General features: G+C 58.6%; 26 protein-coding genes. 15 read left to right on the top strand and 11 right to left on the bottom strand.

Translation table 11 applies throughout. The features are described from left to right. The first annotated feature begins 3 nt into the window (after positions 1 to 3). The 3 genes from lpdA to sucD all read left to right on the top strand — a co-directional run bounded on the left by lpdA (position 4) and on the right by sucD (position 3,558). Positions 4 to 1,443 (top strand): dihydrolipoyl dehydrogenase, encoded by a 1,440-nt coding sequence (gene lpdA / locus A0251_RS07230; RefSeq protein WP_062816182.1) that lies wholly within the window; start codon positions 4 to 6, stop codon positions 1,441 to 1,443. Positions 1,444 to 1,516: 73 nt separating this feature from the next. Next, the gene (gene sucC / locus A0251_RS07225) at positions 1,517 to 2,686 is read left to right on the top strand and encodes an ADP-forming succinate--CoA ligase subunit beta (protein WP_062816181.1); all 1,170 of its coding nucleotides are present in this window, start codon (positions 1,517 to 1,519) and stop codon (positions 2,684 to 2,686) included. After that, positions 2,683 to 3,558 (top strand): succinate--CoA ligase subunit alpha, encoded by an 876-nt coding sequence (gene sucD / locus A0251_RS07220; protein WP_062816180.1) that lies wholly within the window; start codon positions 2,683 to 2,685, stop codon positions 3,556 to 3,558. The genes sucC and sucD overlap by 4 nt, the downstream gene beginning before the upstream one ends. A gap of 47 nt (positions 3,559 to 3,605) precedes the next feature. Here the strand turns inward: sucD and A0251_RS07215 are convergent, their stop codons facing one another. Then, positions 3,606 to 3,842: a PA3496 family putative envelope integrity protein gene (locus tag A0251_RS07215; protein ID WP_062816179.1), complete on the bottom strand. Its 237-nt coding sequence runs from the start codon at positions 3,840 to 3,842 to the stop codon at positions 3,606 to 3,608. Between the two features lie 414 nt (positions 3,843 to 4,256). Between A0251_RS07215 and A0251_RS07210 the strand changes: the two genes are divergently transcribed. The 5 genes from A0251_RS07210 (at position 4,257) to sixA (ending at position 10,570) form a co-directional block, all read left to right on the top strand. Then, positions 4,257 to 5,879 (top strand): hypothetical protein, encoded by a 1,623-nt coding sequence (locus tag A0251_RS07210; protein ID WP_062816178.1) that lies wholly within the window; start codon positions 4,257 to 4,259, stop codon positions 5,877 to 5,879. Next, the gene (locus A0251_RS07205) at positions 5,876 to 6,778 is read left to right on the top strand and encodes a TIGR01777 family oxidoreductase (RefSeq protein WP_062816177.1); all 903 of its coding nucleotides are present in this window, start codon (positions 5,876 to 5,878) and stop codon (positions 6,776 to 6,778) included. The genes A0251_RS07210 and A0251_RS07205 overlap by 4 nt, the downstream gene beginning before the upstream one ends. A 122-nt stretch (positions 6,779 to 6,900) precedes the next feature. Continuing rightward, positions 6,901 to 8,748: a molecular chaperone HtpG gene (gene htpG / locus A0251_RS07200; protein WP_062816176.1), complete on the top strand. Its 1,848-nt coding sequence runs from the start codon at positions 6,901 to 6,903 to the stop codon at positions 8,746 to 8,748. A gap of 317 nt (positions 8,749 to 9,065) precedes the next feature. Further along, positions 9,066 to 10,097, top strand: a complete 1,032-nt coding sequence (locus tag A0251_RS07195; protein ID WP_062816175.1) for an NAD(P)H-dependent glycerol-3-phosphate dehydrogenase — start codon at positions 9,066 to 9,068, stop codon at positions 10,095 to 10,097. Further along, entirely contained in the window at positions 10,094 to 10,570 is a 477-nt protein-coding gene (sixA, locus tag A0251_RS07190; RefSeq protein ID WP_062816174.1) for a phosphohistidine phosphatase SixA, read from the top strand. The genes A0251_RS07195 and sixA overlap by 4 nt, the downstream gene beginning before the upstream one ends. 307 nt (positions 10,571 to 10,877) lie before the next feature. On the opposite strand, the gene A0251_RS07185 is transcribed toward sixA, so the two are convergent. From A0251_RS07185 to xthA, 4 genes are read right to left on the bottom strand one after another with little or no spacing between them, the layout of a single operon-like run. Continuing rightward, positions 10,878 to 12,092, bottom strand: coding sequence for a serine/threonine-protein kinase (locus tag A0251_RS07185; RefSeq protein WP_062816173.1), 1,215 nt, complete (start codon positions 12,090 to 12,092; stop codon positions 10,878 to 10,880). A gap of 43 nt (positions 12,093 to 12,135) precedes the next feature. Next, entirely contained in the window at positions 12,136 to 12,639 is a 504-nt protein-coding gene (locus tag A0251_RS07180; RefSeq protein WP_062816172.1) for a two-component system response regulator, read from the bottom strand. A gap of 51 nt (positions 12,640 to 12,690) precedes the next feature. After that, entirely contained in the window at positions 12,691 to 13,716 is a 1,026-nt protein-coding gene (locus A0251_RS07175) for an ion transporter (RefSeq protein ID WP_062816171.1), read from the bottom strand. A gap of 3 nt (positions 13,717 to 13,719) precedes the next feature. Continuing rightward, the gene (gene xthA, locus A0251_RS07170) at positions 13,720 to 14,535 is read right to left on the bottom strand and encodes an exodeoxyribonuclease III (protein WP_062816170.1); all 816 of its coding nucleotides are present in this window, start codon (positions 14,533 to 14,535) and stop codon (positions 13,720 to 13,722) included. Between the two features lie 142 nt (positions 14,536 to 14,677). On the opposite strand from xthA, the gene A0251_RS07165 reads away from it, so the two are divergent. The 6 genes from A0251_RS07165 (at position 14,678) to A0251_RS07140 (ending at position 19,738) form a co-directional block, all read left to right on the top strand. Next, positions 14,678 to 15,490 carry an alpha/beta fold hydrolase gene (locus A0251_RS07165; protein WP_062816169.1) on the top strand — a complete coding sequence of 271 codons (813 nt, stop codon included), beginning with the start codon at positions 14,678 to 14,680 and terminating at the stop codon, positions 15,488 to 15,490. Then, the gene (locus A0251_RS07160) at positions 15,490 to 16,338 is read left to right on the top strand and encodes an alpha/beta fold hydrolase (RefSeq protein WP_062816168.1); all 849 of its coding nucleotides are present in this window, start codon (positions 15,490 to 15,492) and stop codon (positions 16,336 to 16,338) included. Before A0251_RS07165 ends, A0251_RS07160 begins: the two co-directional genes overlap by 1 nt. 108 nt (positions 16,339 to 16,446) lie before the next feature. Beyond that, on the top strand, positions 16,447 to 16,908 hold the full coding sequence (locus tag A0251_RS07155; RefSeq protein ID WP_062816167.1) for a MaoC family dehydratase: 462 nt from the start codon (positions 16,447 to 16,449) through the stop codon (positions 16,906 to 16,908). A gap of 289 nt (positions 16,909 to 17,197) precedes the next feature. After that, complete coding sequence (locus A0251_RS07150; protein WP_062816166.1) at positions 17,198 to 18,151, top strand: alpha/beta hydrolase; 954 nt, start codon at positions 17,198 to 17,200, stop codon at positions 18,149 to 18,151. Then, entirely contained in the window at positions 18,144 to 19,232 is a 1,089-nt protein-coding gene (locus A0251_RS07145; RefSeq protein ID WP_062816165.1) for a diguanylate cyclase domain-containing protein, read from the top strand. Before A0251_RS07150 ends, A0251_RS07145 begins: the two co-directional genes overlap by 8 nt. Further along, positions 19,229 to 19,738: a DUF2505 domain-containing protein gene (locus A0251_RS07140; protein WP_062816164.1), complete on the top strand. Its 510-nt coding sequence runs from the start codon at positions 19,229 to 19,231 to the stop codon at positions 19,736 to 19,738. The genes A0251_RS07145 and A0251_RS07140 overlap by 4 nt, the downstream gene beginning before the upstream one ends. 94 nt (positions 19,739 to 19,832) lie before the next feature. Here A0251_RS07140 and A0251_RS07135 read toward each other — a convergent pair whose 3' ends face one another. Next, on the bottom strand, positions 19,833 to 20,630 hold the full coding sequence (locus A0251_RS07135; RefSeq protein WP_062816163.1) for an SDR family NAD(P)-dependent oxidoreductase: 798 nt from the start codon (positions 20,628 to 20,630) through the stop codon (positions 19,833 to 19,835). A gap of 101 nt (positions 20,631 to 20,731) precedes the next feature. Here A0251_RS07135 and A0251_RS07130 point away from each other — a divergent pair, with 101 nt between their 5' ends. Continuing rightward, positions 20,732 to 20,941: a hypothetical protein gene (locus tag A0251_RS07130; protein ID WP_062816162.1), complete on the top strand. Its 210-nt coding sequence runs from the start codon at positions 20,732 to 20,734 to the stop codon at positions 20,939 to 20,941. Here the strand turns inward: A0251_RS07130 and A0251_RS07125 are convergent. The 5 genes from A0251_RS07125 to A0251_RS07105 form a co-directional block, all read right to left on the bottom strand. Further along, the gene (locus tag A0251_RS07125) at positions 20,926 to 22,254 is read right to left on the bottom strand and encodes a dicarboxylate/amino acid:cation symporter (protein WP_062816161.1); all 1,329 of its coding nucleotides are present in this window, start codon (positions 22,252 to 22,254) and stop codon (positions 20,926 to 20,928) included. The genes A0251_RS07130 and A0251_RS07125 overlap by 16 nt on opposite strands. Positions 22,255 to 22,352: 98 nt before the next feature. Further along, complete coding sequence (locus A0251_RS07120) at positions 22,353 to 22,970, bottom strand: hypothetical protein (RefSeq protein ID WP_062816160.1); 618 nt, start codon at positions 22,968 to 22,970, stop codon at positions 22,353 to 22,355. Beyond that, positions 22,967 to 24,262 carry an ammonium transporter gene (locus A0251_RS07115; RefSeq protein WP_062816159.1) on the bottom strand — a complete coding sequence of 432 codons (1,296 nt, stop codon included), beginning with the start codon at positions 24,260 to 24,262 and terminating at the stop codon, positions 22,967 to 22,969. The genes A0251_RS07120 and A0251_RS07115 overlap by 4 nt, the downstream gene beginning before the upstream one ends. A 174-nt stretch (positions 24,263 to 24,436) precedes the next feature. Further along, positions 24,437 to 24,916, bottom strand: a complete 480-nt coding sequence (locus A0251_RS07110; RefSeq protein WP_062816158.1) for an EVE domain-containing protein — start codon at positions 24,914 to 24,916, stop codon at positions 24,437 to 24,439. After that, positions 24,913 to 25,293 (bottom strand): hypothetical protein, encoded by a 381-nt coding sequence (locus tag A0251_RS07105; protein WP_062816157.1) that lies wholly within the window; start codon positions 25,291 to 25,293, stop codon positions 24,913 to 24,915. Before A0251_RS07105 ends, A0251_RS07110 begins: the two co-directional genes overlap by 4 nt. Positions 25,294 to 25,316 lie beyond the last annotated feature (23 nt).

Genomic DNA, 25,316 nt, shown 5'->3' with positions numbered 1-25,316 from the left:
ATCATGGCTGACAAGTACGACGTCATTGTCATCGGTGGTGGCCCCGGCGGTTATGTGGCTGCCATTCGTTGTGCGCAACTGGGTTTCAACACGGCCTGCATTGAAAAACGGATCAACAAACAGGATGAGCCGGCACTGGGCGGTACCTGCCTGAACGTGGGCTGCATTCCCTCCAAGGCGTTGCTGGATTCTTCCTGGAAGTATCACGAAGCGCAGAGCTCTCTGGCGGACCATGGCATCAAACTGGGTGATGTGAGCCTGGATCTGGATGCCATGCACAAGCGCAAGGACACCATCGTCCGCAACCTGACCGGTGGTATCGCCCAACTTTTCAAGGCCAACAAGGTGACCTGGCTGCAAGGCTCCGGCCAGCTGAAAAGTGGCAAGCAGGTGGAGTTTACGCCGCTGGAAGGGGATGCCCAGACCTTGCAGGCCGAGAACATCATTCTCGCCGCAGGTTCTGTGCCGGTGGAAATTCCGCCCACTCCGATCGATCAGAAGCTGATCGTCGACTCGACCGGCGCGCTGGATCTACCCGAAGTGCCCAAACGTCTTGGCGTGATTGGTGCAGGCGTGATCGGGCTGGAGCTGGGCAGTGTCTGGGCCCGGCTCGGCAGTGAAGTGGTGGTCCTGGAAGCGGTGGATACCTTCCTGCCCACGGTGGATCAACAGATCGCCAAGGATGCCCGGAAACAGTTCAGTAAACAGGGTCTGGATATCCGCCTTGGCGCCCGGGTCACCGGGTCCGAGGTGAAAAAGAACCAGGTCGTGGTCAACTTTACCGATAAAGACGGGGACCAGCAGGAAACCTTCGATCGGTTGATTGTCGCGGTGGGCCGTCGCCCCTACACCGAGGGCCTGCTCAGCCAGGATGCCGGTGTCAGCCTGGACGAGCGTAATTTCGTCTACGTGGACAGCCAGTGCCGCACGGATGTGCCCGGTGTCTACGCCATCGGTGATCTGGTGCGCGGTCCGGCGCTGGCTCACAAGGCCATCGAAGAAGGTGTGATGGTGGCCGAGGTGATTGCCGGTGAGCACACTCAGGTCAACTACGATGCCGTCCCGGGGGTGATCTATACCCATCCGGAAGTGGCCTGGGTGGGCAAGACCGAAGAAGAAGTGAAGGAATCCGGGGAAGCCTACAAGACCGGTGCGGTGCCATTTGCGGCCAATGGTCGCGCCATGGCGGCTGGTGAGACCGGGGGCATGGTGAAGTTTGTGGCGGATGAAAAGACCGACCGCATTCTCGGCATGCATGTGGTCGGTCCTCAGGCGTCCGAGTTGATCCAGCAAGGCGTGGTGGCGATGGAATTCGGCGCCACCATCGAAGATTTGCAACTGATGGTGTTCGGTCATCCGAGCCTGTCGGAAACCGTTCATGAAGCCGCCCTGGCCGTGGATTACAAGGCAATCCACGTGGCGCAGCGTCGGCGCAAGAAATAACGCCGCAGAACGGTCGCGAAGTGACGGCGTCTGGACACGGGCGCCACTCATTCATTGATATGGAAGTATTGGCATGAATCTCCATGAATATCAGTCAAAGCAGCTTTTTGCTGATTATGGTCTGCCAGTTTCTACCGGTTTCGCCTGCGATACTCCTGAAGAGGTCGCAGCCAAAACCAGAGAAATTGGTGGTGACAAGTGGGTGGTAAAAGCCCAGGTGCACGCGGGAGGCCGGGGCAAGGCCGGGGGCGTGAAGCTGGTCAACAGCCCGGAAGAAGCGGCGGAGTTTGCCAAGCAATGGCTGGGCAAAAACCTGGTCACGTTCCAGACCGATGAACACGGTCAGCCGGTGTCCAAGATTCTGGTGGAAACCTGCACGGATATCGCCAAGGAACTCTATCTGAGCGCGGTGTTTGACCGTGCCTCCCGACGAGTCGTGTTCATGGCCTCCACAGAAGGTGGCGTGGATATCGAAACTGTTGCGGAAGAGACCCCGGAAAAGATCCTCAAGGCAGAGGTGGATCCGCTGGTGGGTGCACAGCCCTACCAGGCCCGAGAGATCGCTTTCAAACTTGGCCTTGAGGGCAAGCAGGTCGGCCAGTTCGCCAAAATCTTTGTGGGCCTGGCCAAGCTGTTTGAAGACAAGGATCTGGCATTGATCGAGGTGAACCCCCTGGTGATCACGGACCAGGGCGATCTGCATTGCCTGGATGCCAAGATCAACGTGGATGGCTCAGCACTGTACCGCCACCCGGACATCAAGGCCCTGGAAGACCCCAGCCAGGAAGACGAGCGTGAGCGCCGTGCTGCAGAGTGGGATCTCAACTACGTGGCCCTGGACGGCAACATCGGCTGCATGGTCAACGGTGCCGGCCTGGCCATGGGCACCATGGATCTGGTCAAGCTCAAAGGCGGTGCGCCGGCCAACTTCCTGGATGTGGGCGGTGGCGCCACCAAGGAGCGGGTCACCGAAGCCTTCAAGATCATCCTCTCCGATGATCAGGTAAAAGGCGTTCTGGTTAACATCTTCGGTGGTATCGTTCGCTGCGATCTGATCGCCGAGGGCATTATCGGAGCCGTGGAGGAAGTAGGTGTGACCGTACCTGTGGTGGTTCGCCTGGAAGGTAACAATGCGGAGCTGGGCTCCCAGAAGCTGGCAGAAAGTGGCATGAACATCATCGCCGCGCAAAGTTTTGACGATGCTGCCGAGCAGGTAGTGAAAGCAGTGGGAGGTGCCGCATGAGCGTACTGATCGACAAGAACACCAAAGTCATCTGCCAGGGGTTTACCGGCAGCCAGGGCACCTTTCATTCCGAGCAGGCCATCGAATACGGTACCAAGATGGTTGGCGGTGTGACTCCGGGCAAGGGCGGCCAGACTCACCTGGGCTTGCCGGTGTTCAACACCGTGGCTGAAGCGGTTGCCGAAACCGGCGCCACTGCCAGTGTGATCTATGTGCCGGCACCGTTCTGCAAAGACTCCATTCTGGAAGCTGCCGATGCAGGGGTGGAGCTGATCGTCTGTATTACCGAGGGCATTCCTGCGCTGGATATGCTGTACGTGAAGGAATACATCACTCGCAAGGGCGGCGTACGCCTGATCGGCCCCAACTGCCCGGGTGTGATCACTCCCGGTGAGTGCAAGATCGGTATCATGCCCGGTCACATTCACCAGCCGGGCAAGGTGGGTATCGTATCCCGCTCTGGCACCCTGACCTATGAGGCGGTCAACCAGACCACCAAGCTGGGTTTTGGTCAGTCTACCTGCATCGGTATTGGCGGCGACCCGATTCCCGGCACCACCTTTATCGATGCCCTGGAACTGTTCCAGAACGATCCCCAGACTGAAGCCATTGTCATGGTCGGTGAGATCGGGGGCACTGCAGAAGATGAAGCGGCAGCCTATATCAAGGAGCATGTGACCAAGCCGGTAGTCAGCTACATTGCCGGGGTGACGGCGCCTCCGGGTAAGCGCATGGGGCATGCTGGTGCCATCATTGCTGGCGGCAAGGGGACTGCGGACGAGAAGTTTGCTGCTCTGGAAGCGGCCGGAGTGACAACTGTGCGGAACCCTGCGGAAATCGGCAAGGCTGTCAAAGAAGCGACGGGCTGGTAAATCGCCCTCCGCATCGACAAAAAGGCCGGCATTTGCCGGCCTTTTTGTTAGTGGAGTACGTCGTCGTCCAGATTAAAGAACTCGTATTCATTGAGTTCCTTTTTCAGGCGCCGCTCCTCCAGGCGATCTTCGATGCGATGGCGCATGTCCATGTTGAAAGCCCTGGAGCGCGCGCTGCGCTCTTCCTGCTCCTCATCGTCCATGTCGTCATCCAGAATATCGAAATCTTCGTTCATCAGCAGATCTTCCGAATCAAGGTCTTGCTCATTACGACGGTTACTCATGGTGGCCTCCTGTGTCTGACCTCCTCAAACAACCTGTTAATCGGCTAGTCAGGCCCGGAGTACCGGTTTCCTAACGTCCTCAGCGCCTATATATCTGCTGATTTTCTCCCTTACAAGTTTTTTTTTATTTCCGATGATGAGTGGTGGTGGCAGGCGCGCCCGACGGCGCCGGGGGCGTTGCCCCGGCCGCTGCAGACAATGCCGAATGTGATGGAGATCATACCTGGCTGCCGGATAGCAAAATCAGTCACTTAAGTGCTGGAATGCCCGGGCGCGGCTTTGTAAAGTGGAGCCAACGGGCCAACGCTATGTCTGTAACCGGCAGACTCTGGTCTGAAGGTTAGTGCGGCAAACATGCTTCAAGAAGCCTGCTCAACGCTCCGTTGAGGAATCATCCGCTGAGAGAATAAGAAGATGGCAGAACTGCTGATCATTATTGGGGTAAGTGGCTTTATCATCAGCACCCTGGGACTGATGCACGAGGCCGCCAGTCGGGGGCATAGCGCTCTGTTTTTTCTGGTGCCACTGGCAAGCCTGGGGCAGGTACAGCAGCACTGGGAAGAGTACCGGTGGTGGGCGCTGGGCCGTGTTGCGTCGCTGCTGACGGCCGCGGTTGGCGTTGCCTTGTTCCTGGCAACCGGACAAACCCTGTTGGAGCCGTCTACCCGGCAGAATCTGGCGGGCCAGGCTGGCCAGGTGTTGCGGGGCGATAATATGGCGTCCAGTACTTCTTTCGTGACCTCCGAGAAAGCGGCGTTGCTGGTGGTGGAAGGGCAGGGCAAAGCCCTTTCGGGGCGCCTGCACGGTCAACGGTTTCGCTATGATCGGGTGGCATTGATTGATGGCGTGCTGACCGCCAGTCAGGGGGAAGGCTTTCTTCCCGAGTTGGAAGTGCGCATTCTGCTGGGCTGGAATCCGCAAGACATTACCGAGCGCCGTTCATTGTTGGTGAACCCGTCCGATGAAGAGGCGCCGGTAGTGCATCTTTCCTGGAAGCCTGATGGCCAGGATTACCCGGAAACCCGTATCTTTTCCGGGGGCTACCGTCTGGAACTGGCCCTGGCCCCGCTGGATACCGGCCAGCTTTCCGGGTCCATGGTCCTTGTCATGCCGGACAGTTTCAAAAGCTACCTGGTCGGCGACTTCACGGCGTATTCCAACCACCTTCGTTATCGTAATGGGGAGGTTGATCTGCACTTCGATCACGATGATACCCTGGCCCATGTGGCCGAAGAGTATCTGGTGACCCAGTTCCCGGAGGGGCTGCTGGAATCCGTCAAGGCTGAGCATGTCCAGCTGAGGCGTGCCGAGGCCAGTGGTCAGGTAATGGCCCGGGTGGTGTTGACCAATGGTGCGGTGGAGCAACGGCATGTGCGCCTGGAGAAAAGCGAGGTTGGCTGGGCAGTGGTGCCGGGCTCGATGGAAACACGGGTGATTACACCACCGTCAGAGGGTGGCGCCACGCTGGTCACCCCCACCTTCGAGAAAGCGGCACCAGAACAGCCAAAGGCTCAGCCGCCGGTGGAAAAGACCTTCCCGGAGCTGGTCGCTTATGTGGACAAGAAAGTGCTGCTGGAAACCCAAAGTGGTCGACAGCTTGATGGCGTACTACGACGGGTCAGCGGTAATCGTCTGTGGCTCGTCATGAATGTTGGCAGCGGCAATGTTGAGCGTAGTGTGTCAGACGAAGAGCTCAAATCCGTGACCTTGTCCAATGGACAGCGGATTGATCTGATCTCGGAGTCGGACACTGGCAGTGAGGTGGTCATTGCCCCTGACAATGAGGCAGCGCCAGTCCAGCCTGAGCGGTTGCAGCAGGAGCCGCAGCCGGAAGAGGCCATCTCCGCCAAGCTCAGGGAATTGCGTGCCCTGGTCGGCAAATCCGTGACCATTACTGCCGCCGGGGTCGCGACACGGACAGGGATCCTGCAAGCGGTGAGCGAGGATCATTTGACCTTGAGTGTGGCGATGGGAGCAGGCAACATCGAATACTTCTATGACATGAACAGCATTCAAAAAGTTGAGGCGGTACGTTGAAGATACTGATAACCGGAGGCAGTGGTTTTATCGGCCAGCATTTGTGCCGGCGCCTGGCGGCCCATGGGCACGAACTGGTAGTGCTCAGTCGGCGTCCGCGCCGGGCAGCCAAGGTGCTGCCGGAGGAAACCCGTATCGTGTCGAGCCTGGATGACATTGCCGATGATGATGCCATTGACGGTATCATCAACCTGGCCGGGGAAAGCCTGTTTGCCGGTCGCTGGACGGAGCGTCGCAAAAAGGTGCTGTTCGATTCCCGTATCGGCGTCACCCAGCAGCTGGTCAGCCTGGTGTCCCGGTTGCAGCGCAAGCCGGCAGTCATGGTATCCGGCTCGGCGGTGGGTTTTTATGGTGATGCGGGCAATGCGGAACTGACCGAAGACAGCTCTGCCCGCAAGCGTGACTTCGGATACCTGCTTTGCGATGCCTGGGAGCAATCGGCGCGACCGGTTTCCCGGCAGGGTGTTCGGCTTTGTCTGGTGCGCACCGGCATTGTGCTGGGGCGTGATGGCGGCATGCTGGGCAAGCTGCTGCCGGTTTACCGCCTTGGCCTTGGCGCCATGCTCGGCGACGGTAGCCAATGGCTGAGCTGGATCCATATTGATGACATGGTCGCGATTCTGGTCCGGGCGGTAGAGACTCCGGGGATCGATGGCGTGTTCAACGCGACTGCGCCTGGCCCTGTCACCCAGCGCGAGTTTCATCGCTCGCTGGCCAGTGCCGTGAAGCGTCCTGCTTTTTTGCGCGTCCCGTCAATCGCCTTGCGTACCGGGTTGGGTGAGCAGTCAGACATCCTGCTGGGTGGGCAGCGGGTCTATCCCCGTCGTCTGGAGCAGCAGGGTTTCGTGTTCCGCTTTCCGGATTTGCAGTCGGCCCTGGCCCAGCAGATCAAACGATGACCTTCCCAGGGCGTCTCTGAAAGACCGAGCTTGCAAGGCGTTACTCAGAGTCTCCCTGGCCCTTGAAAAAAGTCCGGCTGCCCCTATTACTCCCGGGTGATTAACGCCCATAGGAGTCAGCCGTGTCCGTAGAAAAACAAACCCATGGTTTTCAGGCAGAAGTCTCCCGCCTGTTACACCTGATGATTCATTCCCTGTACAGCAACCGGGAAATTTTTCTTCGCGAACTGATCTCCAATGCCTCGGATGCTTGCGACAAATTGCGTTTCATGGCATTGGATGAGCCGTCCCTGCTCGAGTCCGGGAGTGACCCTGCCATCAGCCTGCGGATAGACAAGGCGGCGGGCACCCTGACCATTGCCGATAACGGTATTGGCATGAACCAGGAGGAAGTGATCGAGAACCTGGGCACGATCGCCCGTTCCGGCACCGAAAAATTCCTGGCCTCGCTCAGTGGTGATCAGAAGAAAGACGCCCAGCTCATCGGTCAGTTTGGTGTGGGCTTCTACTCCGCCTTTATTGTGGCCGATCGGGTAACCGTAGAAAGCCGTAAGGCCGGTACCGATGTGTCAGCGGGTGTGCGTTGGGAAAGCGATGGCCAGGGCGAGTTTACCGTAGAGACCATTGAGCGGGCCGAGCAGGGTACGGCGGTGATTCTGCATCTACGCAAGGATGCCCGTGAGTTTCTGGATGATTTCAAGGTTCGCCAGGTGGTTCACCAGTATTCGGATCATGTGGCATTTCCGATCACGCTTGTTACCCCGGGCGATGATGGGGAAGAGGAGAAAACCGAGACTCTCAATTCGGCCACGGCCCTGTGGCAGCGCCCTCGTCAGGAGATCAGTGATGAGGAGTACCAGAATTTCTACAAGCATATCAGCCATGATTTTCAGGATGCCCTGAACTGGAGCCACAACAAGGTCGAGGGCAAGCTGGAATACACCAGTCTGCTTTATATCCCTGCCCGAGCGCCTTTTGATCTTTACCACCGCGATGCCAATCGTGGCCTTAAGCTCTATGTGCAACGCGTTTTCATCATGGATGATGCGGAGCAGTTCCTGCCGCAGTATCTGCGTTTTATCAAAGGGGTCATTGACGCGCCAAACCTGCCTCTGAACGTGAGCCGGGAGTTGCTGCAGGACTATGGTCCGGTACAGAAAATCCGTGCCGCCCTGACCAAGCGGGTGCTGCAGATGCTCAAGAAACTGGGTAAGGACGAGGAAAAATACGCCACCTTCTGGTCCCAGTTTGGTCAGGTTATCAAGGAAGGCATTGGCGAAGACCGGGACAATCAGCAGGCGATCGCTGCGCTGTTGCGGTTTGCCACTAGCAAACAGCCAGGCAAGGCGGCCACCTCACTGGATCAGTATCTTGAGAACAAACCCGCGGATCAGGACAAGATCTATTATCTGCTTGCCGACAGTCCATCAGCGGCAGAAAACAGTCCGCATCTGGAAGTGTTCCGCAAGAAGGGCATTGAGGTGTTGTTACTCAGCGATCCGGTGGATGAGTGGATGGTCAGCTACCTGGACAGCTATCAGGACGTGAAGCTGGTCAATGCGGCCCGTGGCGAGCTGGATCTGGGGGATCAGGAGGAAAAAGCGGATAACGATAATCCGTTGATTGCCCGCCTGGGCACCACCCTGGCTGAACGGGTAGAAGCGGTCCGGGCCACCTCACGCCTGGTGGATTCCCCCGCATGTCTGGTGTTGGCCGAAGATCAGCTGGGGCCGCAAATGCGCCGCATGCTGGAAGCTGCCGGTCAGCCGGTACCGGAAAACAAGCCGGTGCTGGAGGTGAATCTGGATCACGGTCTGTTGCAGGCGTTGGCAGGGATGGAAGAGGGCGAACGGTTCGACGATCTGGCCGCACTGCTGCTGGACCAGGCCATGCTGGCGGAAGGGCAGTTGCCCAAGGACCCGGCGGCCACCGCACGACGCCTGCAGGAGCTTCTTGTCAGAGCGTTGTGATAGCCCCCTGTAGGAGCGCTGACTATTCGCTTCGCTCACCCCTTCGGGGCTGCCTTGCAGGCGTTCCTTCGCTTCGCTTGGTGAGGCGCGAACCGAGCGTAGCGAGGACAGCGGTATCTTTGCCTTGTCCTTTCTATTGGCACAAGTTGAGCTCTGACAGGCTTGATCGCCTGCGGCGATTTCCTCGCTGGCGCGAGGTTCGCGCCTCAAGAGGCGCTCCTACAGGTGGTTTCGATCCAGGCTTGATGAGGCTTCCGTTGTCTCTGCTTCGATGGGCGCTTATGATGCCTCAAAAGCTGCTATACAAGGCGTTCCGTATGGAGCAGGAAAGACATAACGCAACAATTCTGGGCGGTGGCAGCTTTGGCACCGCCATGGCCAGTATCCTGGCCGCCAATGGTCATCGAGTGAATATCTGGGTGCGAGACCCGGAAACCGCTGCCGCGATCAATATGGACCGCGAGAACAGCCGTTATCTGCCCGGCGCAGAACTGCCCGCCGGAGTGAACGCCACTGATAGCCTGGAAGAGGCCTTGCACCAGGCCTCTCTGGTGTTTGTGGCTATCCCCAGCAAGGCGTTCGTTGAGGTTTTGCGTCAAGCGAAAGAGTGGGTCCCCGCCGATACCCTGGCCATCAGTTGTACCAAAGGCATTTATGCTGAAGGCTTTCTGCTGATGAGCGAAGTGCTGCAGCAGGAGTGGCCCCACGCCCGTATCGGTGCTCTCAGTGGTCCCAATCTGGCCAAGGAAATCGTGGAGCAGAAATTCAGTGGCACCGTGGTGGCAAGCCCGGATGAGACGCTTTGCCAAGTGGTGCAGACTGCCCTCAGCTGCGATTACTTTCGGGTTTATGACAACCCGGATATCTACGGCGTGGAGCTTGGCGGCGCGTTAAAGAATATTTATGCGGTGGCGTCCGGCATGGCTGCGGCCATCGGCGTCGGTGAAAACAGCCGCAGCTTTATGATTACCCGCGCCCTGGCGGAAATGAGCCGTTTTGCTGTGGAGCTGGGTGCCAACCCGATGACGTTCCTGGGTCTTTCAGGGGTGGGGGATTTGATTGCCACCTGTAGCTCCTCCCTGTCCCGCAACTATCAGGTGGGGTTCCAGCTGGGGCAGGGCAAGACCCTGGAAGAGGCGATAGAAAGCCTTGGCCAGACCGCAGAGGGTATCAATACCATCAAACTGGTGGCGGACAAGGCCGCCGAGCTGGGGGTCTACATGCCGTTGGCCACGGCGCTCTACCAGATCGTCTACCATGGCCAGCCACTGGAACTGGTAATCCAGCAGCTGATGAGTGGGGAATACAAGCACGATGTGGAGTTCCAACTGGCGGGACCCGGGTTGTGAGGTTGTATCTCAGCCGACATGGCCAGGCTGTTTCCCAGGCCCCCACCGATGCTGAGCGGCCATTGACCGAAACCGGCAGGGCAGCCTTGCTGGCGCATTGGCAGCAGATGCGCAGCAGCGGCATTACCGTTTCAGCGCTGATTGCCAGTCCTTATGTGCGGGCCCAGCAGACGGCTGACTGTATCCAGCAGGTCTATGGTGATCTGCCACGAGTCACCTGTGAGCAGTTGGTTCCGGATGCCCACCCCGGAGAGCTGTTCGATTGGCTGCTTGCGAATCCCCCCGCGGAGAATACCGCGCTGGTCAGTCATATGCCGTTAGTGGCGCAGCTGACGGCAAGCTGGACCGGTTCCGCAGAGCGTATTGGTTTCAATGTGGGAACGGTCGCCAGCCTGGATGTGGACGTGGCTGCCGCAGGGGGTGCCCGACTGTTGTGGCTGCGTAGCCCGGGAGAGGCGGTGGCTGGCCGCTGATCCGCCAAACGCTACCCCTGATAACACACTCTCTACCGTTCGCCGTAATCCGCTGGTCAGGCCCGTTGTGATTGTCCTAGTCTGACCCTGATGGCACCGGAACGCATGGCAGACTCCTGAAGGGTGTCATCGGAACCACCTAAGGGGGGGGAATGCGATGTCTCCTTGCGTCGCATCAACTTAGGCAGATCCTAGAGCACCAACCCGTGTTGGTGCTTTTTTTATGTCCGCAGTATTGTCCGTTATTCCCTGACCCGTCAGCGACGAAGCTTACAGCGCCTTGTGCGGCAAGGATTCATGAGGTGTGCTAACCCGATTCGGATTCCGGCTCCCAGGCCAGCCTCTCGATGGGTTGGCCATCGGCAGCCACCAGGTTTAGCTGCATTGGCAGTCGCCCCAGGAACGCCAGATCATCGGACTGGCGAAGTTCCTTGAGATACTGTTTTACCCGGCCGCTGATCCAGGGGTGTAGGGTCGCTTTGATCGTGACGCTCTTGCAGCGTGAGCCTCTTTGTTGATGCCAATCCTGAAGGGCGGAGCGCAGTACCGGGAAATGAGACTGAAATTGCTCGAAGTCGTCAGCCACCAGATAGATGTCGTACTGGTAGAGATTGCCTCTCCAGCTCATTCCCGCCTTGGTTTCCTTGAGTCGCAGGCGAGGCGCCAGGGCACTGTTGATGCCCGTTTCCTGTGGCCGGTAGCGGGCCCGTTCCCGGGTGTAATGTTCCGGTGACTCCAGATTATCGAGCAGCTCGGTAATGGCGGTGCCACTTTGTGGTCGGTCCGCGGGCGACTTGGCCAGTAACTGGCGGAGTAACGGCTGATAGTGGCGGAGTTTGACCGGTAGCAGGGGAATGGGCTCGCGCTGATGGGCCTGGGCCATGGCGCTGGCATCATCCCCCGTGTAGGGCGGCTTGCCAGTGAGCATCTCGTAGAATACGCAGCCCAGAGAGTAAAGATCGGATTGTGGTGTCAAAGGCTGGCGGCGATGCTGCTCCGGGCTCATGTATTTGGGCGTGCCCATGACGCTGGTGCTGCCGGTGACGGAGGTATCACGAAGGATGTTTGCGGCGATACCGAAATCCATCAGCAGGGCTGAGCCGTCGGCCCGGAACATCACATTGTCCGGCTTCACATCCCGGTGAATAAAACCGTGCTGGCCGGCATAGTCCAGTGCGCCGGCCAACTGACGGAGAACCGTCTCAGCCTGCCGGGGTTCCAGCCCGTCCCGGATGCGCTGTTTCAGGCTGCCCCCGGTGACGTACTCCATGCTCAGATAATAATAGCCCTCGTGTTCGCCCACATCGTAAACCGGCACGATATGCGGGTGATTAAGGCTGGCAACGGTGCGGGCTTCCTGCATGAAGCGCTCGGCAAAACTCGGCTCCAGGGCAAGGGAGGGGGAGAGAATCTTGATTGCAACCTGGCGTTCGAAGGAATGCTGTGTTGCCAGAAACACATGGGCCATTCCGCCCTTGCCAAGGCGCTCGGTAATACGGTATCCGGGAAGTCTGATGGCCATGCTGTTTTTTCGGGTCGTCCTGACCGTTTGTTGTGGGGCCCGTTTACTCGGGCGGCTCGCCGTAAAGCGCTTTCATCTCGGCTTCCGAGCGACGGGCCTGGGCCAGTTTCGCTTCCAGCCGCTTCTTCTGTTGGTCAAGGCTGAGGAAAAAGCTGACCTTGCTTTGCAACAGTTGAGGATCGATGGGCTTGAACAGATAGTCTACGGCACCACTGCGGTAACCTTGTTGCACAAAGCGTGTTTCTTTCGAGATGGCAGTCACAAAAATGATCGGCACAGTCTGGGTACGCTGGTGAGAGCGCATGATATCTGCCACCTCAAAACCGTCCATTTCCGGCATTTGTACGTCCAGCAAAACCAGGGCGTAATCGTGCTTGAGCAGCTTGGCCAGGGCGGCATTGCCACTGGTGACACTGTCCAGGTCGCAGTCCATGTCTTCCAGCACAACCTCCAGAGCGACCAGATTCTGCGGGGTATCATCCACAAGCAGAATGCGGGAGCGAGGCAGTTGCAGATTGTCGTCGCTGGATTCAGTGTTGGTGCTCATGCTGTGATCCGGTTGGCGTAGCCGCTGAGACTTTAGTCCTAGACGATGGTATCAACTTTTTTCGGGGCCGTCTTGCTCTTCCAGCTTCCATTGTTGCACGGCTATCTGGGCTTTTACCTGCTCCAGCACATCCATCAGGGTATCGCGGATCAATTGATCCAGCTGCTCCCCTTCGCCCTTGGCGGCGCCGATCAGGTCATGCAGCAGTTGCTCCAGTTGTTGCCGGTTGGCCGGTGAGGCCAGGTCGTCGACCAGCTGGTCCACAAAGGCGGTACCGGTTTCCCGGACGGCTTCGCCGAGCAGTGCGATGGCGCGGGGCCCGGCGACCGGTATGGCCGCCAACCGCTTGCCCGCCTGGGTGCGTGTCAGTGATTCGTCGGTAAGATGCGCGAAATATTCCGCCAGTTGATCCCGGTACTGGCCGTGGCTTTTCTGGGTGGCATCGGCGATGCGCGTGGCGATGAAACTGACCAGTTTATCCTGGCGTGGGGCCAGCACCTGGGACTCAATGCGATGAAGCAGGGGGCTGCCACCCCCAATTTCCCGTTGGGCGCCGCTCAGGACATTGATCACTACCCGGTCAGAAATCTCCTCCACCACAATGTTGTAGTACTTGAGAATGGTCTGGCCCAGCCAGGTTTGCGAGAGGTCGATGATTCCCATGCGCTGCAAGCGCATGAGCAGGCCAACCACCCTCAGGATCCGCAACCAGCGGAAGCTGCCCACCGGGATACAACCAAGCAGGTCGTACCAGTGGGCAAAGGGATAGAAAAACCAGCGGTGGTAAGTGCCCCTGGCAATGGCGACGATCCAGCGGATCACGAACTCCGTCAGGTAGACGGCCACGAAACAGAGGTCGTAGAACAGGAAGTTGCTGTGAATCGTGTCCCGGTAGAAAGCATGAAACCCTGGCGTCATCCCGGCCAGGAATTCCTGGACAGGGGGAACCTGGAAAAGCCAGTCAAACAGGATCAGCCCGAGGTTGAGTATCACCAGACCGATCATGAACAGGTCGATGATAAAACCGAGGGTATCCAGATTGAGCTTGAGCTTTTCCGGGTGCAATTTGATTTTCATGGTTCAACCGCGAAACCGTGCCCAGACCGGGCAGTGATCAGAGGGCTTTTCCATGCCGCGTAGCTCGTAGTCAACGCCGGTGCTGTCCAGTTTTTCCAGCAGAGGCGCGGTGGCCAGCACCGTATCAATGCGCAGGCCCCGGCGTGGTTCTCGCTCGAACCCCCGGGAGCGATAATCAAACCAGGAAAAAATATCATCGGTGTGCGGATTCTGATGCCGGAAAGTGTCAGTCAGACCCCAGTCAATCAGGCGCTGCCACCATTCCCGTTCCTCCGGCAGGAAGCTGGTTTTGCCTTCGCGAAGCCAGCGTTTACGGTTGGCCTCGCCGATGCCGATATCCCGATCGGTGGAGGAAATATTGAAATCGCCCATCACCGCCACTTGCTCGCCGGGTTGGTGATGGCTATCCAGGTATTGCTGCAAGTCCTGGTAGAACTTCTCCTTGGCAGGAAATTTGGTCGGGTGCTCGCGGTTTTCCCCCTGGGGGAAATAACCATTGAGTACCGTTATGGCAGAGCCATCGGTGTGCCGCAGGGTGCCGATGATCATACGACGTTGGGCGTCTTCCTCGTCGGAGGGGAAGCCGTACTGCACGGATTCAAGAGGCTCACGGGTTATCAGTGCCACGCCATAATGGCCTTTCTGCCCGAAATAGTAAGGGTGGTAACCCATGTCGCGGACAGCCTGTTCGGGAAATTCCGGGTCATGGACCTTGGTTTCCTGCAGGCCGATAACGGCCGGCTGATATTTATCGATGACGGCCTGCAATTGGTGCAGACGGGCGCGAATACCATTGATGTTGAATGAAATCAGGGTCATGGAGCCTCCTTTGTGCCGGCATTGTACACCAACAAAAGATGGCGAAGGCAGGCAACGCTGTGGCGTTTTCGGACATGGTCGAGGGTGAACAGATGGGGCTATGATGTCTCTTTTTATTCGATCCGCAACCCAGGGAGACACCATGTCAGCAGTTTCTGCCGGTCGCCAGACGCTGGTCTTCGCCCACGCCAACGGTATACCCGGGCACAGTTACGACACCTTCCTGGCGCCATTGGCGGATGAATTTGATATCACCATCATCGATCGCCTGGGCCACAACCCGGCGTATCCGGTGGATACGGGTTGGCACAGTCTGAGCCTGGAGTTGGAAGCCAGCCTGGCATCGTTGCCCAAGCCGTTGGTTGGCGCAGGACACTCGCTGGGTTCGGTGGTGATGTATCTGGTCGCGCAACGGCGGCCGGAGTGGTTTTCCGCGCTGATTATGCTGGACCCACCGATGATGAATGGCTGGCACGGGACCTTGATGCAGGTGGCCAAGCTGACCGGCATGATTGACCGGGTAACCCCGGCGGGCAAAAGCAAGGGCCGCCTGGATTACTGGCCGAATTGGGACGCCGTGGAAAGTTACTTTTCCACGCGTGGCCTGTTCAGGGCCTTTGATCCCCGTTGCCTGGCAGATTATTTGCGTGCGGGTCTGGAGCCTTGGGAGGGCGGTTGGCGATTGCGTTTTCGCCCGGAGGTGGAAGTCGATATTTTTCGCCATACCCCTACGACTGCCACCCGTATGCCAAGGCTGAAAGTGCCGGGGGCGATTATCACCGGCAAGGGATCGCCATCTCCCTTCCTCGACAGTGCCAGGCGGCATGTGCGCCGTCACGGCATGCTTCACCGCATTGCAGAGGGATCGCACATGTATCCACTGGAGAAGCCTGAACAGACCCTGGCCCTGTTTCGTGAAACCCTGCAAACGCTTCAGCAGGGGGAGGCAGGATAATGGCTGCAAAAGAGAAGAAATTTCACGTTTTCGGACAAACCCTGGCTGCCCTCAGCTGGGACGGCCAGGGTGAGCCGGTGTTGGCTCTGCATGGCTGGCTGGATAACGCCGCGTCCTTTATGCCGCTGGCAACACAGTGGCAGCGTCCCATGGTGGCCCTGGATTTCTCCGGCCATGGTCATTCTGATCATCGTCCGGATGGCGTAGTGACGCACCTGGTGGACCATGTGCGCGATGTGCTGGCTGTGGCCGATCAACTTGGCTGGCAGCGATTCACTCTGGTGGGACATTCCATGGGAGCCGGGATTGCCTGTCTGTTTGCCGCGGCATTGCCGGAACGGGTCTCCCGGTTGGTATTGATTGAAGGGCTGGGGCCTCCCACCACCGCCGCTGAAGATGTGGCCAAAACCCTGCGCAAGGCACTGGATGACATGATGGCGCTGGCCGACAAGCGCAAACCGGTGTACACGGAGATTGCCGATGCGGTCGAGGCTCGCACCCGGGGTTTTGGAGGCTTGAGTCGGGATGCATCCGCATTACTGAGCGAGCGGGGTTTAATGCCGGTGGATGGTGGCTGGACCTGGCGGGCGGACAGCCGCCTGCGGCTTACCTCATCGCTGCGGCTCACTGAAGAACAGGTGGAGGGGTTTGTGCGTGCCATTCAGGCTCCCGTCTGCCTGATTCTTGGCGAGCAGGGGATGGGGGGCAACGGTATGTTTGATCACCGTCTTGAGTGGCTGTCGAATGCCACGGTGGTGCGCTTGCCGGGCCGACATCATTTGCATATGGAAGCCCCGAAAGAGGTGGCGCATGCAATGAATGTTTTTCTTGATAACAACAACGGTTGACTGACCAAAAGCACCAGACCGGATCGGGCTGATATCTGAAAGGGTCATGTATTGACTTGCTGAGGAAGGCTAAGCTTCGGGAAAAACACATTTGAGGAGCGCGTTACGATGAAAGTGGTTGAGGTTGCCTCGCTGACCGAATACGTAGGAAAGGAATTGGGCGCGTCTGATTGGTTTCAGATCGATCAGGACAGAATTAACGCTTTCGCCGATGCGACTCTGGATCATCAGTTTATTCATGTGGATCCTGAACAGGCAAAGAACACCCCGTTTGGCACCACCATTGCCCATGGTTATCTGACCCTGTCCCTGCTGCCTTACCTGCAAGCGTCCATCGACGGTTTTCTTATGCCCAAGGGCATGAAAATGGCAATGAACTATGGCTTCGACAAGCTGCGGTTCATGGCTCCGGTAAAAGAGGGGAAGCGGGTTCGTGCCGTGGCGACCCTGCTGGATGCGAAAGAAAAACGCGATGGCCAGTGGTTGCTGACTTTTTCCTTTACCGTTGAGATTGAAGGCGAAGACAAACCCGCACTGATTGCAGAATGGTTGTTGATGTACTTCGTCTGACCGAAAAATCCCTTCCAATAGTCGTATCCCCCTCTCCTGGTCAGGCCTGTCATGTTGCGCGCGTCAGGCCTGTTTTTTTCGCACGGGCGGGTTTCAATTCCTGTCATCGTTTGCCGTGCAAAGTTCGGGTTCTACACAAGGTTGATCAAATAAGCTGCTGATTTGGCTCAGTTTGATTTTCTGTTTTGGCCACTTTTGCTGCTGGCAAAAGACCGCATTTCGACGTACTGTAAGGGGGAACTTTCGTAGTAGGGCGAGTTTGCCGCCACCCTTTTATCAGGGCTTTCCCATGTTGCATCGTCCCCGACAATGGCTTCGCCGTCTGGTAGATAACCGATCTGCCATACGCCGCGATTTGCGCCTCAGCCTGACCCATGCGGCGGATATCCCGCGCATGGTGCTGCCTGTTGGCCGCGAGCCGGGTATCCGCTCGGAACTGGCCTGGTCGTCTTATACCAGCCGCGGTGAAGCGGTATTCTCGCTACTACAGTTGTTGGTGCCTGCCACGCGCGAATCCATCAGCCAGGGTACCCTGGTGTGTCATCCTCCGAGGGCTACCGCAGAAGCCCGTTCTTCACGCTGGTTCTTTATCAATGGCATGGGCACAGCGGGACCGGTGGCATTGCTCAATGCCAGCGAGATCGCGCGAATTTTCCGACGTCCGGTCCACCTGATTCATACTCCCACCTGGGGGCTGATTCGCGATGTGGCGGAATCCATCACTGCGCGGACGTTGCGCAAGGATGGCAAGTTGTCCCGCCCGGCACTGAATATCCTTGTGGAAGCACTGGAAAACAACGATCAGGTGGTACTGCTCTGCCACTCTCAGGGCACCATTGTGGCCAGCTATATCGTTCGTAAACTGCTCCGCCACCCCAGTGCCCGGGAACTGGTCAAGAAGCTGGAAATCTATTGCATCGGCGGCGTGGCTGACAGTCTGGAAATTGATCCGCAACTGACCCTGGCGGCAGGACATCCCGTGCCCTATGTGGAGCACTTTGCCAACGGCCGCGATTATCTGGCGCAGATCGGCATTCTCTCGCATCTGGACAGTACCGCCGGGACCGTTTACTGCCTTGCTGATCGACCGGGCCATCTTCTCAACGAGCATTATTTGCCAGCCATTGCGCGCGGTGATTTCTGCCAGCGACGCTCCCGGCTTTACGGGTATGTGCGAGGACGGGAACCCGGCCCCAAAGGGGCGCTGTCCGTATTCAACAAGGAAGTGAAATTACATGGATAACAATAACAAACCGGTACTGTTGTTTGTCGATGACTCCAAGGTGATGCGTCTGGCAGCCGACAAGATGCTGGGCAGGGAGTTTCGTGTGGAGGTTGCGGAAAACGGGGTCGCAGCCTGGGAGATGATCTGCCATAACCCGAGCATCAGCGTGGTCTTTTCGGATCTGGCCATGCCGGAGATGGATGGCTTTACGCTACTGAAAAAAATCCGCACCAACGAGGATTACGGCATTGCCGGGTTACCGGTGATTATCGTCACCGGTGCCGAGAATGATGAGGAAGCGCGCAGCGAAGCCCTGCGGCTGGGGGGTACCGATTTTATCAGCAAGCCGTTCAATTCCACCGACTTGCTGGCCCGCGCGCGCGCCCATGCCCATTATCAGCGTGAGCGCAAGGAGCTGGTCCGCCAGGCCATGATCGATCCGTTAACCCGGCTCGGCAACCGTCGCTATCTGCAACATCGCCTGCGTCAGGAGCTGGCACTGGCCAGTCGGCAGCAAATCCCCCTGTCGGTTGTGCAACTGGAGATTTACCAATTCAATCAACTTTTCGTACAGCTCGGTAAACGCAGAACCGATATGGTGCTGATGAAAATGGCGCAGCTGATGCGGGGAGTGGTGCGCAAGGAAGATTCGCTGGCGAGAAGCAGCGTGGCCCAGTTCACCATTCTGCTGCCCAGTGCCGGGGCGAATGGTGCGCAGCGATTTGTGGAGCGAGCGTTGAAAGTCAGTGAGAAACTGGCCTTCCAGTTCCGTGGCAAACCGCAGCAGCTGCCTTTGTCGGTGGTGATCCACACGCCCACCGCGCACACCGGCCTGATACCTCGTCAAGTACAGGCGGTACTGGATCAACAAATGAAGAAGGCCCGTCTGGCGGGGCCCGGAGCAGTGGTGACGGATGGTCCCGACGAGCCTCTGGCCACCGCCCGGGCGGTGCCCTCGATAACCATAGAGCAGGCACTCACCCTGTTGCGGGCAGGCAAGTCCCGTGTGGTGGTGAATGCATTGCCGGATTTGAAACGCCAGCTGGCGCCACTGCTGAAACTGATAGAGCAGACGCCGGCGGGTCAGGAGACAGCATGAAGGTAATGGTTGACCGGGAATTTCCTGTCGGTGTGGACCGGCTTTATGAAATTCTCACCAGCAAGGCCTATTTCGAACAGCGTTTCGAGTGGGGCAAGGTAAATGACTACCGTTTCCAGGCATTTCAGGATACCGCGGAAGGGTTGTTGATACAGATCGTTCAGCCGATCCAGATCCGCACTGACAAGGTGCCGTCATTTGCGCGGCGGTTGCTGCCTGGTCAGGCAGATCTGTTGACCGAGTTTCTCTGGCAGAGCACGGGGCAGCCGGGATGTTATCAGGCCCGCTATCGCTTTCAGCTTGGTAATGTTCCGTTAAAGATCAGTGGGACCATGCGGCTCAGCGCTGACAGTGAAAACCAGTCGATTCAACAAACCCAGGTGGAAATCACCTCATCGGTTCCGCTGGTGGGCAAGAAGCTGGTGGATCTGGTGGCCCCCAAAATTGATGACGCCCTGGCCGGGGATTACCGGCACACCCTGCGTTATGTGGAGCAGTTCGCCTGACAGTCAGCCGTTGCGAGACGCGGGATTCGGGTCACAAAACCGGCACAGGGCCCAGGATCCTCGCAAGCCCCCTGCGGTTCCGGCGCTTGTCTCCCTAGCGCCGGTATTTGGCGCCCAATGCCCGTAAACCCCGCTCCCAGCGTTCCCTGAACCAGCGTTTGCGTCGCCACTTGCTCCGGGTGTGGCCCGAGGCAATGTGCAGGGCGCTGTCACTGTCCAGTGCCCGCAGAATTTGCTGGCTGAGTTCCTGGCGGGTGACCGGGCTGCGGGCAAGCTTGCGTTGGAAGCGGGCGTCGCTGAGCGGGTCCGTGGCGCACAGGTTATTGGCCTGTTCCGCATACAGGGGAATCACCACGGTGGTTACCTGGATACCGCTGCTGTGCAATTCGCTGTTAAGACTTTCTCCCATTGCCACGATGGCGGCGCTGGCGGCGCTTTGTGCCGCAGCCAGCGGGCCCGGCAGAATGCCGTATTCCGGCACCACATTGAGAATCCTGCCGCCTTCCTGGCGGTGCATGGCGCTGATCGCACTCTGACACAGGTTCACCGTATCCATCAGTTGCTCATCCAGCACCCGCTGCCAGTGGGAGGCCTGGGTGGCCTCGAAGGGCCCCAGGGTCAGCGGGGCCGGCAGGTTGATGACGGTGTCCAGTTGCTGCCAGCGACGTAACACCCGCTCCACGCCCCGTTGCCGGTCTCGGGCGCTGCCGGGCAGGCAGTCCAGGAAAAGGGCTTCCCGGCCGTTACCTTGCAGGTCGGCACACAGCTGGTTTCCGAGCTGCCCATCAGCGTCTGCCAGGGCCACCCGAAAATGCGCTGCGGCGTCACTGACCAGGGTCTGGCCAAGCTCGGAACAGGCATTGCTGATAAGCAGGGTAGGCTGATGTTTCAAGGGATCTCCGCGGCAAATCGATCAATAGTGAACAGGCGTTGACTTTCTCTTTTTGTGAGTTAACATGTGTTCACTAAAACAAGTTCAGAGGAGCATTTCCCATGACTATTATCTCTCGTCTCTGCAAAGATGTTGTCGCTCTGGTTGTGGCTGTTCTGTTCACCGTGCTGATGGTAGCCGGTCTTGCCGATCAGGGGAAAAATCTGTTTCCAGCCATGCTGGCGTTTGCCGCCATGGTCCCGGTAGTGGGCAGTGCGGCGGTAGCCATCAAACGTGACTGGGACAACCGTGACCATCACCTGTCAGTCTGACCCTCGCTGGCGCGGGCGCCTGCCGCCTGCGCCGCTCTCTCTGCTTCGGCCACTGACAGCGTCAGCACCTTATCTTCCCCTTCGCTGCGAGCCAGCAACACCGTGACGACACTGTCCCCCCACACGTTGACGGCGGTGCGGAACATGTCCAGCAGACGATCCGTGACCAGAATCAGGCCAATGGCTTCCGCCGGCAGGCCGATGGCGGCCAGTATCACCGTAATTGCCACCAGCGAGGCGGCGGGAATGCTGGCCACGCCAATGGAGGTGAGTACCGCGGTGATCACAATCATGAATTGTGTGGCCAGTGACAGATCCATGCCATAGGCCTGGGCAATGAACATGGCCGCCACGCACTCGTACAGGGCGGTACCATCCATGTTCACGGTGGCTCCCAGGGGGAGTACAAAGCTGCTGCTTCGTTGGGACACGCCGGCACGATTCTGCACGCATTCCATGGTCAGCGGCAGGGTAGCTGCGGAGCTGGCCGAGGAAAAGGCGGTGAGCAATGCCGGGGTCATGGCCTGAAGGTGTCGAAGCGGGGAGCGGCGGGCCAGGAAAAACACCAGTGCTGGCATGAAAACAAAGGCATGGAGGGTGAGCGCCACCACCACAGAGACAAAGAACCAGGCCAGCGGCTCAATGGCATCCAGGCCGGTACGGGTCACCGTAGCGGCAATCAGGGCAAAAACCCCTATTGGTGTGAAACGAATCACCAGCATGGTGATTTTCATCACTACCTGGTATATCCCCTCGATCAAATCTCGCAGGCTGCGGCCGGCAGCATTGCGTTCCGTGCGCAGGAAATAGCCGAAAAGAAGGGCAAATACGATCAGGCCCAGCATCTGGCCTTCTGCGGCGGCGGCGATCAGATTGGGCGGCAGCATTTGCATGAGAATCTGGGTGAAATCCCCGGCACCACGCCCTTCGATCCCCGCCAGTACGGCCTCGGTGTCGCTGGCCAGGCCAAGCATGTCCCTGGCCGGTTCACCATTGATGACCCCGGGGCTCAGCAGATTGACGATGACCAGACCGATGGTGACCGCGACCACGGTGGTGGTCATGTACAAGGCGACGGTCTTGAGCCCCATGCGCCCCAGGTTCCTGCCATCACCAACGCTGGTCATGCCATTGATGATGGCCGTGACAATCAGCGGCACCACCACCATTTTCAGCCCATTGATAAAAAGACTGCCCACCAGATCGTAACCGGCCAGTACCGGGACCCCGAACAGGGTGGTGGACTCGCTGGTCAGGCTGCCGGCCAGGGCGCCGGCCAGCATGGCAATAAAGATCTGGTGGTGTAGCTTCATGGTGTTCCCTATCGGTTGTTGTCGGGTTCAACGCGCGAACAGGATTACAAGCCTACCTGATCCTTGTTGGTGTCACAGGGGGGAAATGGCGGCAACGGTTACAGGAGCTGGCGAAGTGCCGCCGGCGCAACCTGGCGTGCCAGGGCCTTCTGGTAAGCCGCCTTCAGCTGTTGATCGGCTTCCACCGGGCCGAGTCGTTCGCACAGCAGGACATAGGTTCGGTTCAGTTGGTCACGCAGGGGGGGCAGTGCCAGTGGCGCCAGTGGGCGCTCCGGCGATTGCAGCCAGTATTCCATGGTCAGACGGACCTCGGCACCTACCTGCTGACTACGAAGCTGGGCGGCCAGGTCCAGGCGAAGCTGGCTGGCAGCTGCAGCCCCGATGCCCTCCCACAACGCATGCATCATCTGTTCAAAAGCCCGGCTGCAAGGGTGCTCCTCCAAGGGGCTCTCGTCGCTGCTGGCCAGGGGATCGTCGGCCAGTTCCTGTTCGGAGAGTGTCATGGCCTGTACCAGACTCATATGAATCTGGTGACGCCGTTCACCCAGATCAAACAGCTGGCACAGCTCACTGACGAACCCTTGCAATGAAAACCGTGGCCGTTCGGCATAGTTCTGCTGCCAGAGGCTGATAGCCTCAAGCAGCAGGGGCTCATTCATGTAGGGCATGAGTCCGGTGACAATGGCACGCCGTCGGCGTTGCAGTTCCTGACTCATGAACGCGACTCCACAGGGTTGCTCATATCACTGTTGTAGAGGGTGTTCTGGGGAAACTCCGGATAGCCACTCTCGGCATGTTCGCTCAGGTCCAGGCCTCGCTGTTCATGGAGCGCGGGAGCGCGCAGGCCGGCCAGCAGTGAAACCAGCATATACATGACCAGGGCAGTGAAGAACGCCCAGCCAAACGCCACCACGATGCCGAGCAGTTGCACGGTAATCCGTTCCGGGTTGAACAGGTCGCCTTCGTAGAAGAGGCCAGCGGCCAGGGTGCCCCAGGCGCCGGCGAAGGCATGCACCGGTACCGCGCCGACCACATCATCTAGGCGAAATGCCAGCAGGACCCTGGCACCGAACGCGGCCAGGGCCCCGGCCACCAGGCCGGTGAGGACCGCAAACCCCGGGGTCATGACTGCACAGCCGGCCGTCACCGCGACCAGACCGGCCAGGCTGCCATTGACGGTTTCCGTCAACAGAATCGGGCGTCGGCTGACCATGCGGTAGACCACGCTACCCACTGCGCCCGCGGCGGCAGCGAGCTGAGTGTTCAGGTTTACCTTGGCGATATCCACGCTGGCCGCCAGGGTGGAGCCACCATTAAAGCCGAACCAGCCGAACCAGAGGATAAAACCGCCCAGGGCCACATAGGACAGGTTATGGCCAGGGATTGTGCGAGGTTGGCCGTGGCGGTCGAAACGACCCAGTCGTGGTCCCACCACCAGTACCCCGGCCAGGGCGCACCAGCCACCAATACTGTGCACGACAGTGGAACCGGCAAAATCGATAAAGCCCAGTTTTGCCAGCCAGCCGTCACTGTTCCATGCCCAGTGGCCGTAAAGCGGATAGATCAGACCGGTGATAATCACCGCCCCGCACAGGTAGCCCACGTAGCGGGTGCGTTCGGCCATGGCCCCGGAGGCGATGGTAGCCGCGGTGGCCGCAAACATGATCTGGAACAACAGCATGGCCCAGGTGCTGGCATCCGCCTGGCTGAGCATAAACTGGTTCTCGCCGAACCAGCCGGTGCTACTGGTGCCAAACATCAGCCCGAAACCCACCCCCCAGAACACAAGCGTCCCCACGCACAGGTCCATGTAGTTTTTCATCACCACATTCAGGGCGTTTTTGGCTCGGCTCAGGCCGCTTTCCAGCAAGGCAAAACCGGCCTGCATGAAGAACACCAGGGCAGCGGCGACGGCAATCCAGACCGTGTCGACGGCGCTGAGTGAGTCGGCTCTGGCAAGCCCGGGCAAGAACAACAGGACACACCAGGGTAGGCGGCGCAGCGGCATGAGATGAACCTCATTCGTGGATAGTGACGAAGGGTCAACTGCAACGGCTGTGCCAAGCCGGGCGGACGAGGAAATCCGCGGGGTAGTCGTTCTTTTTTCGTATCTCCCGGCCCTGTTTTGGGGCGGAGCATCACAATGGTGCGCAGTGATGCGCCGTAATGATTCCGCTGACAGTCAGGCGCTGGCGCGCGTGGACTGACAGCATTGCTGAATACGCTGAAATTGCCGCTCAGTGACTTTCTGTACTGACAGGCGAGGACGAATGACCAGTTCCATGTCGGCAAATTCCGGATCCTGGCGCAGGGTTTTCAGGGTTAGCGGCTGTGGATACATGCACACAAAGCGAATATCCACCTGATACCAGCGTGGGGTGTCCGGTGTACTGCGGGGATCGTAACCCGTTGAGTCGGGATCAAACTGGCTGGGATCCGGATAGGGGGCACTGGCGACCCGGGCTTCGCCGACAATGGCCGGTTCGGCGCAACTGGAGTGATAGATCAGCACGGCATCGCCGTTGTCCATTTCGTCGCGCAGTCGGTTGCGGGCCTGATAATTGCGCACTCCGTCCCAACCGCTGGTGCCATCCGGGCAGGCTTGCAGGTCTTCAATGGAAAAGGTGTCAGGTTCGGTTTTCAGTAGCCAGATTTTGCTCACTTTTCCCCCGGGGCGTAGTTTTCCTGCAGCCAGGCCTTGGCCTGGCTGAGGCTGCCGCAGACGTGGACCGGAAACTGCGGTTTATTGAGCGTCAACATCATATTGGCAAAAGTCCGGTTTAGCATGTTTTCCAGTACCAGGACTTTGGCCTCGGTAATTTGTTCAAAATCTTCACCGCAGGCGTAGCGGGCGGCAGTGAAATCCAGTCCACGGATACGACCCAGATAGATGGCAAGCTGTTTGCGCTGGCGATTCATGTTGAACAGGGTCAGCCGCTGCCGATAAATGGACAGTTCCACACGCATGTCTACCAGGGTGCCGTTTTTCAGATCTACCAGGGTGAAAGGGCCATCTTGTGACACGGTAACTGCAGTCATGCTTATCCTTTCATAAAGTCTAT

The organism is Alcanivorax sp. NBRC 102024, from assembly GCF_001602235.1.
Taxonomy (GTDB): domain Bacteria; phylum Pseudomonadota; class Gammaproteobacteria; order Pseudomonadales; family Alcanivoracaceae; genus Alcanivorax.
This window is presented reverse-complemented; position numbering and strand designations above follow the sequence as displayed.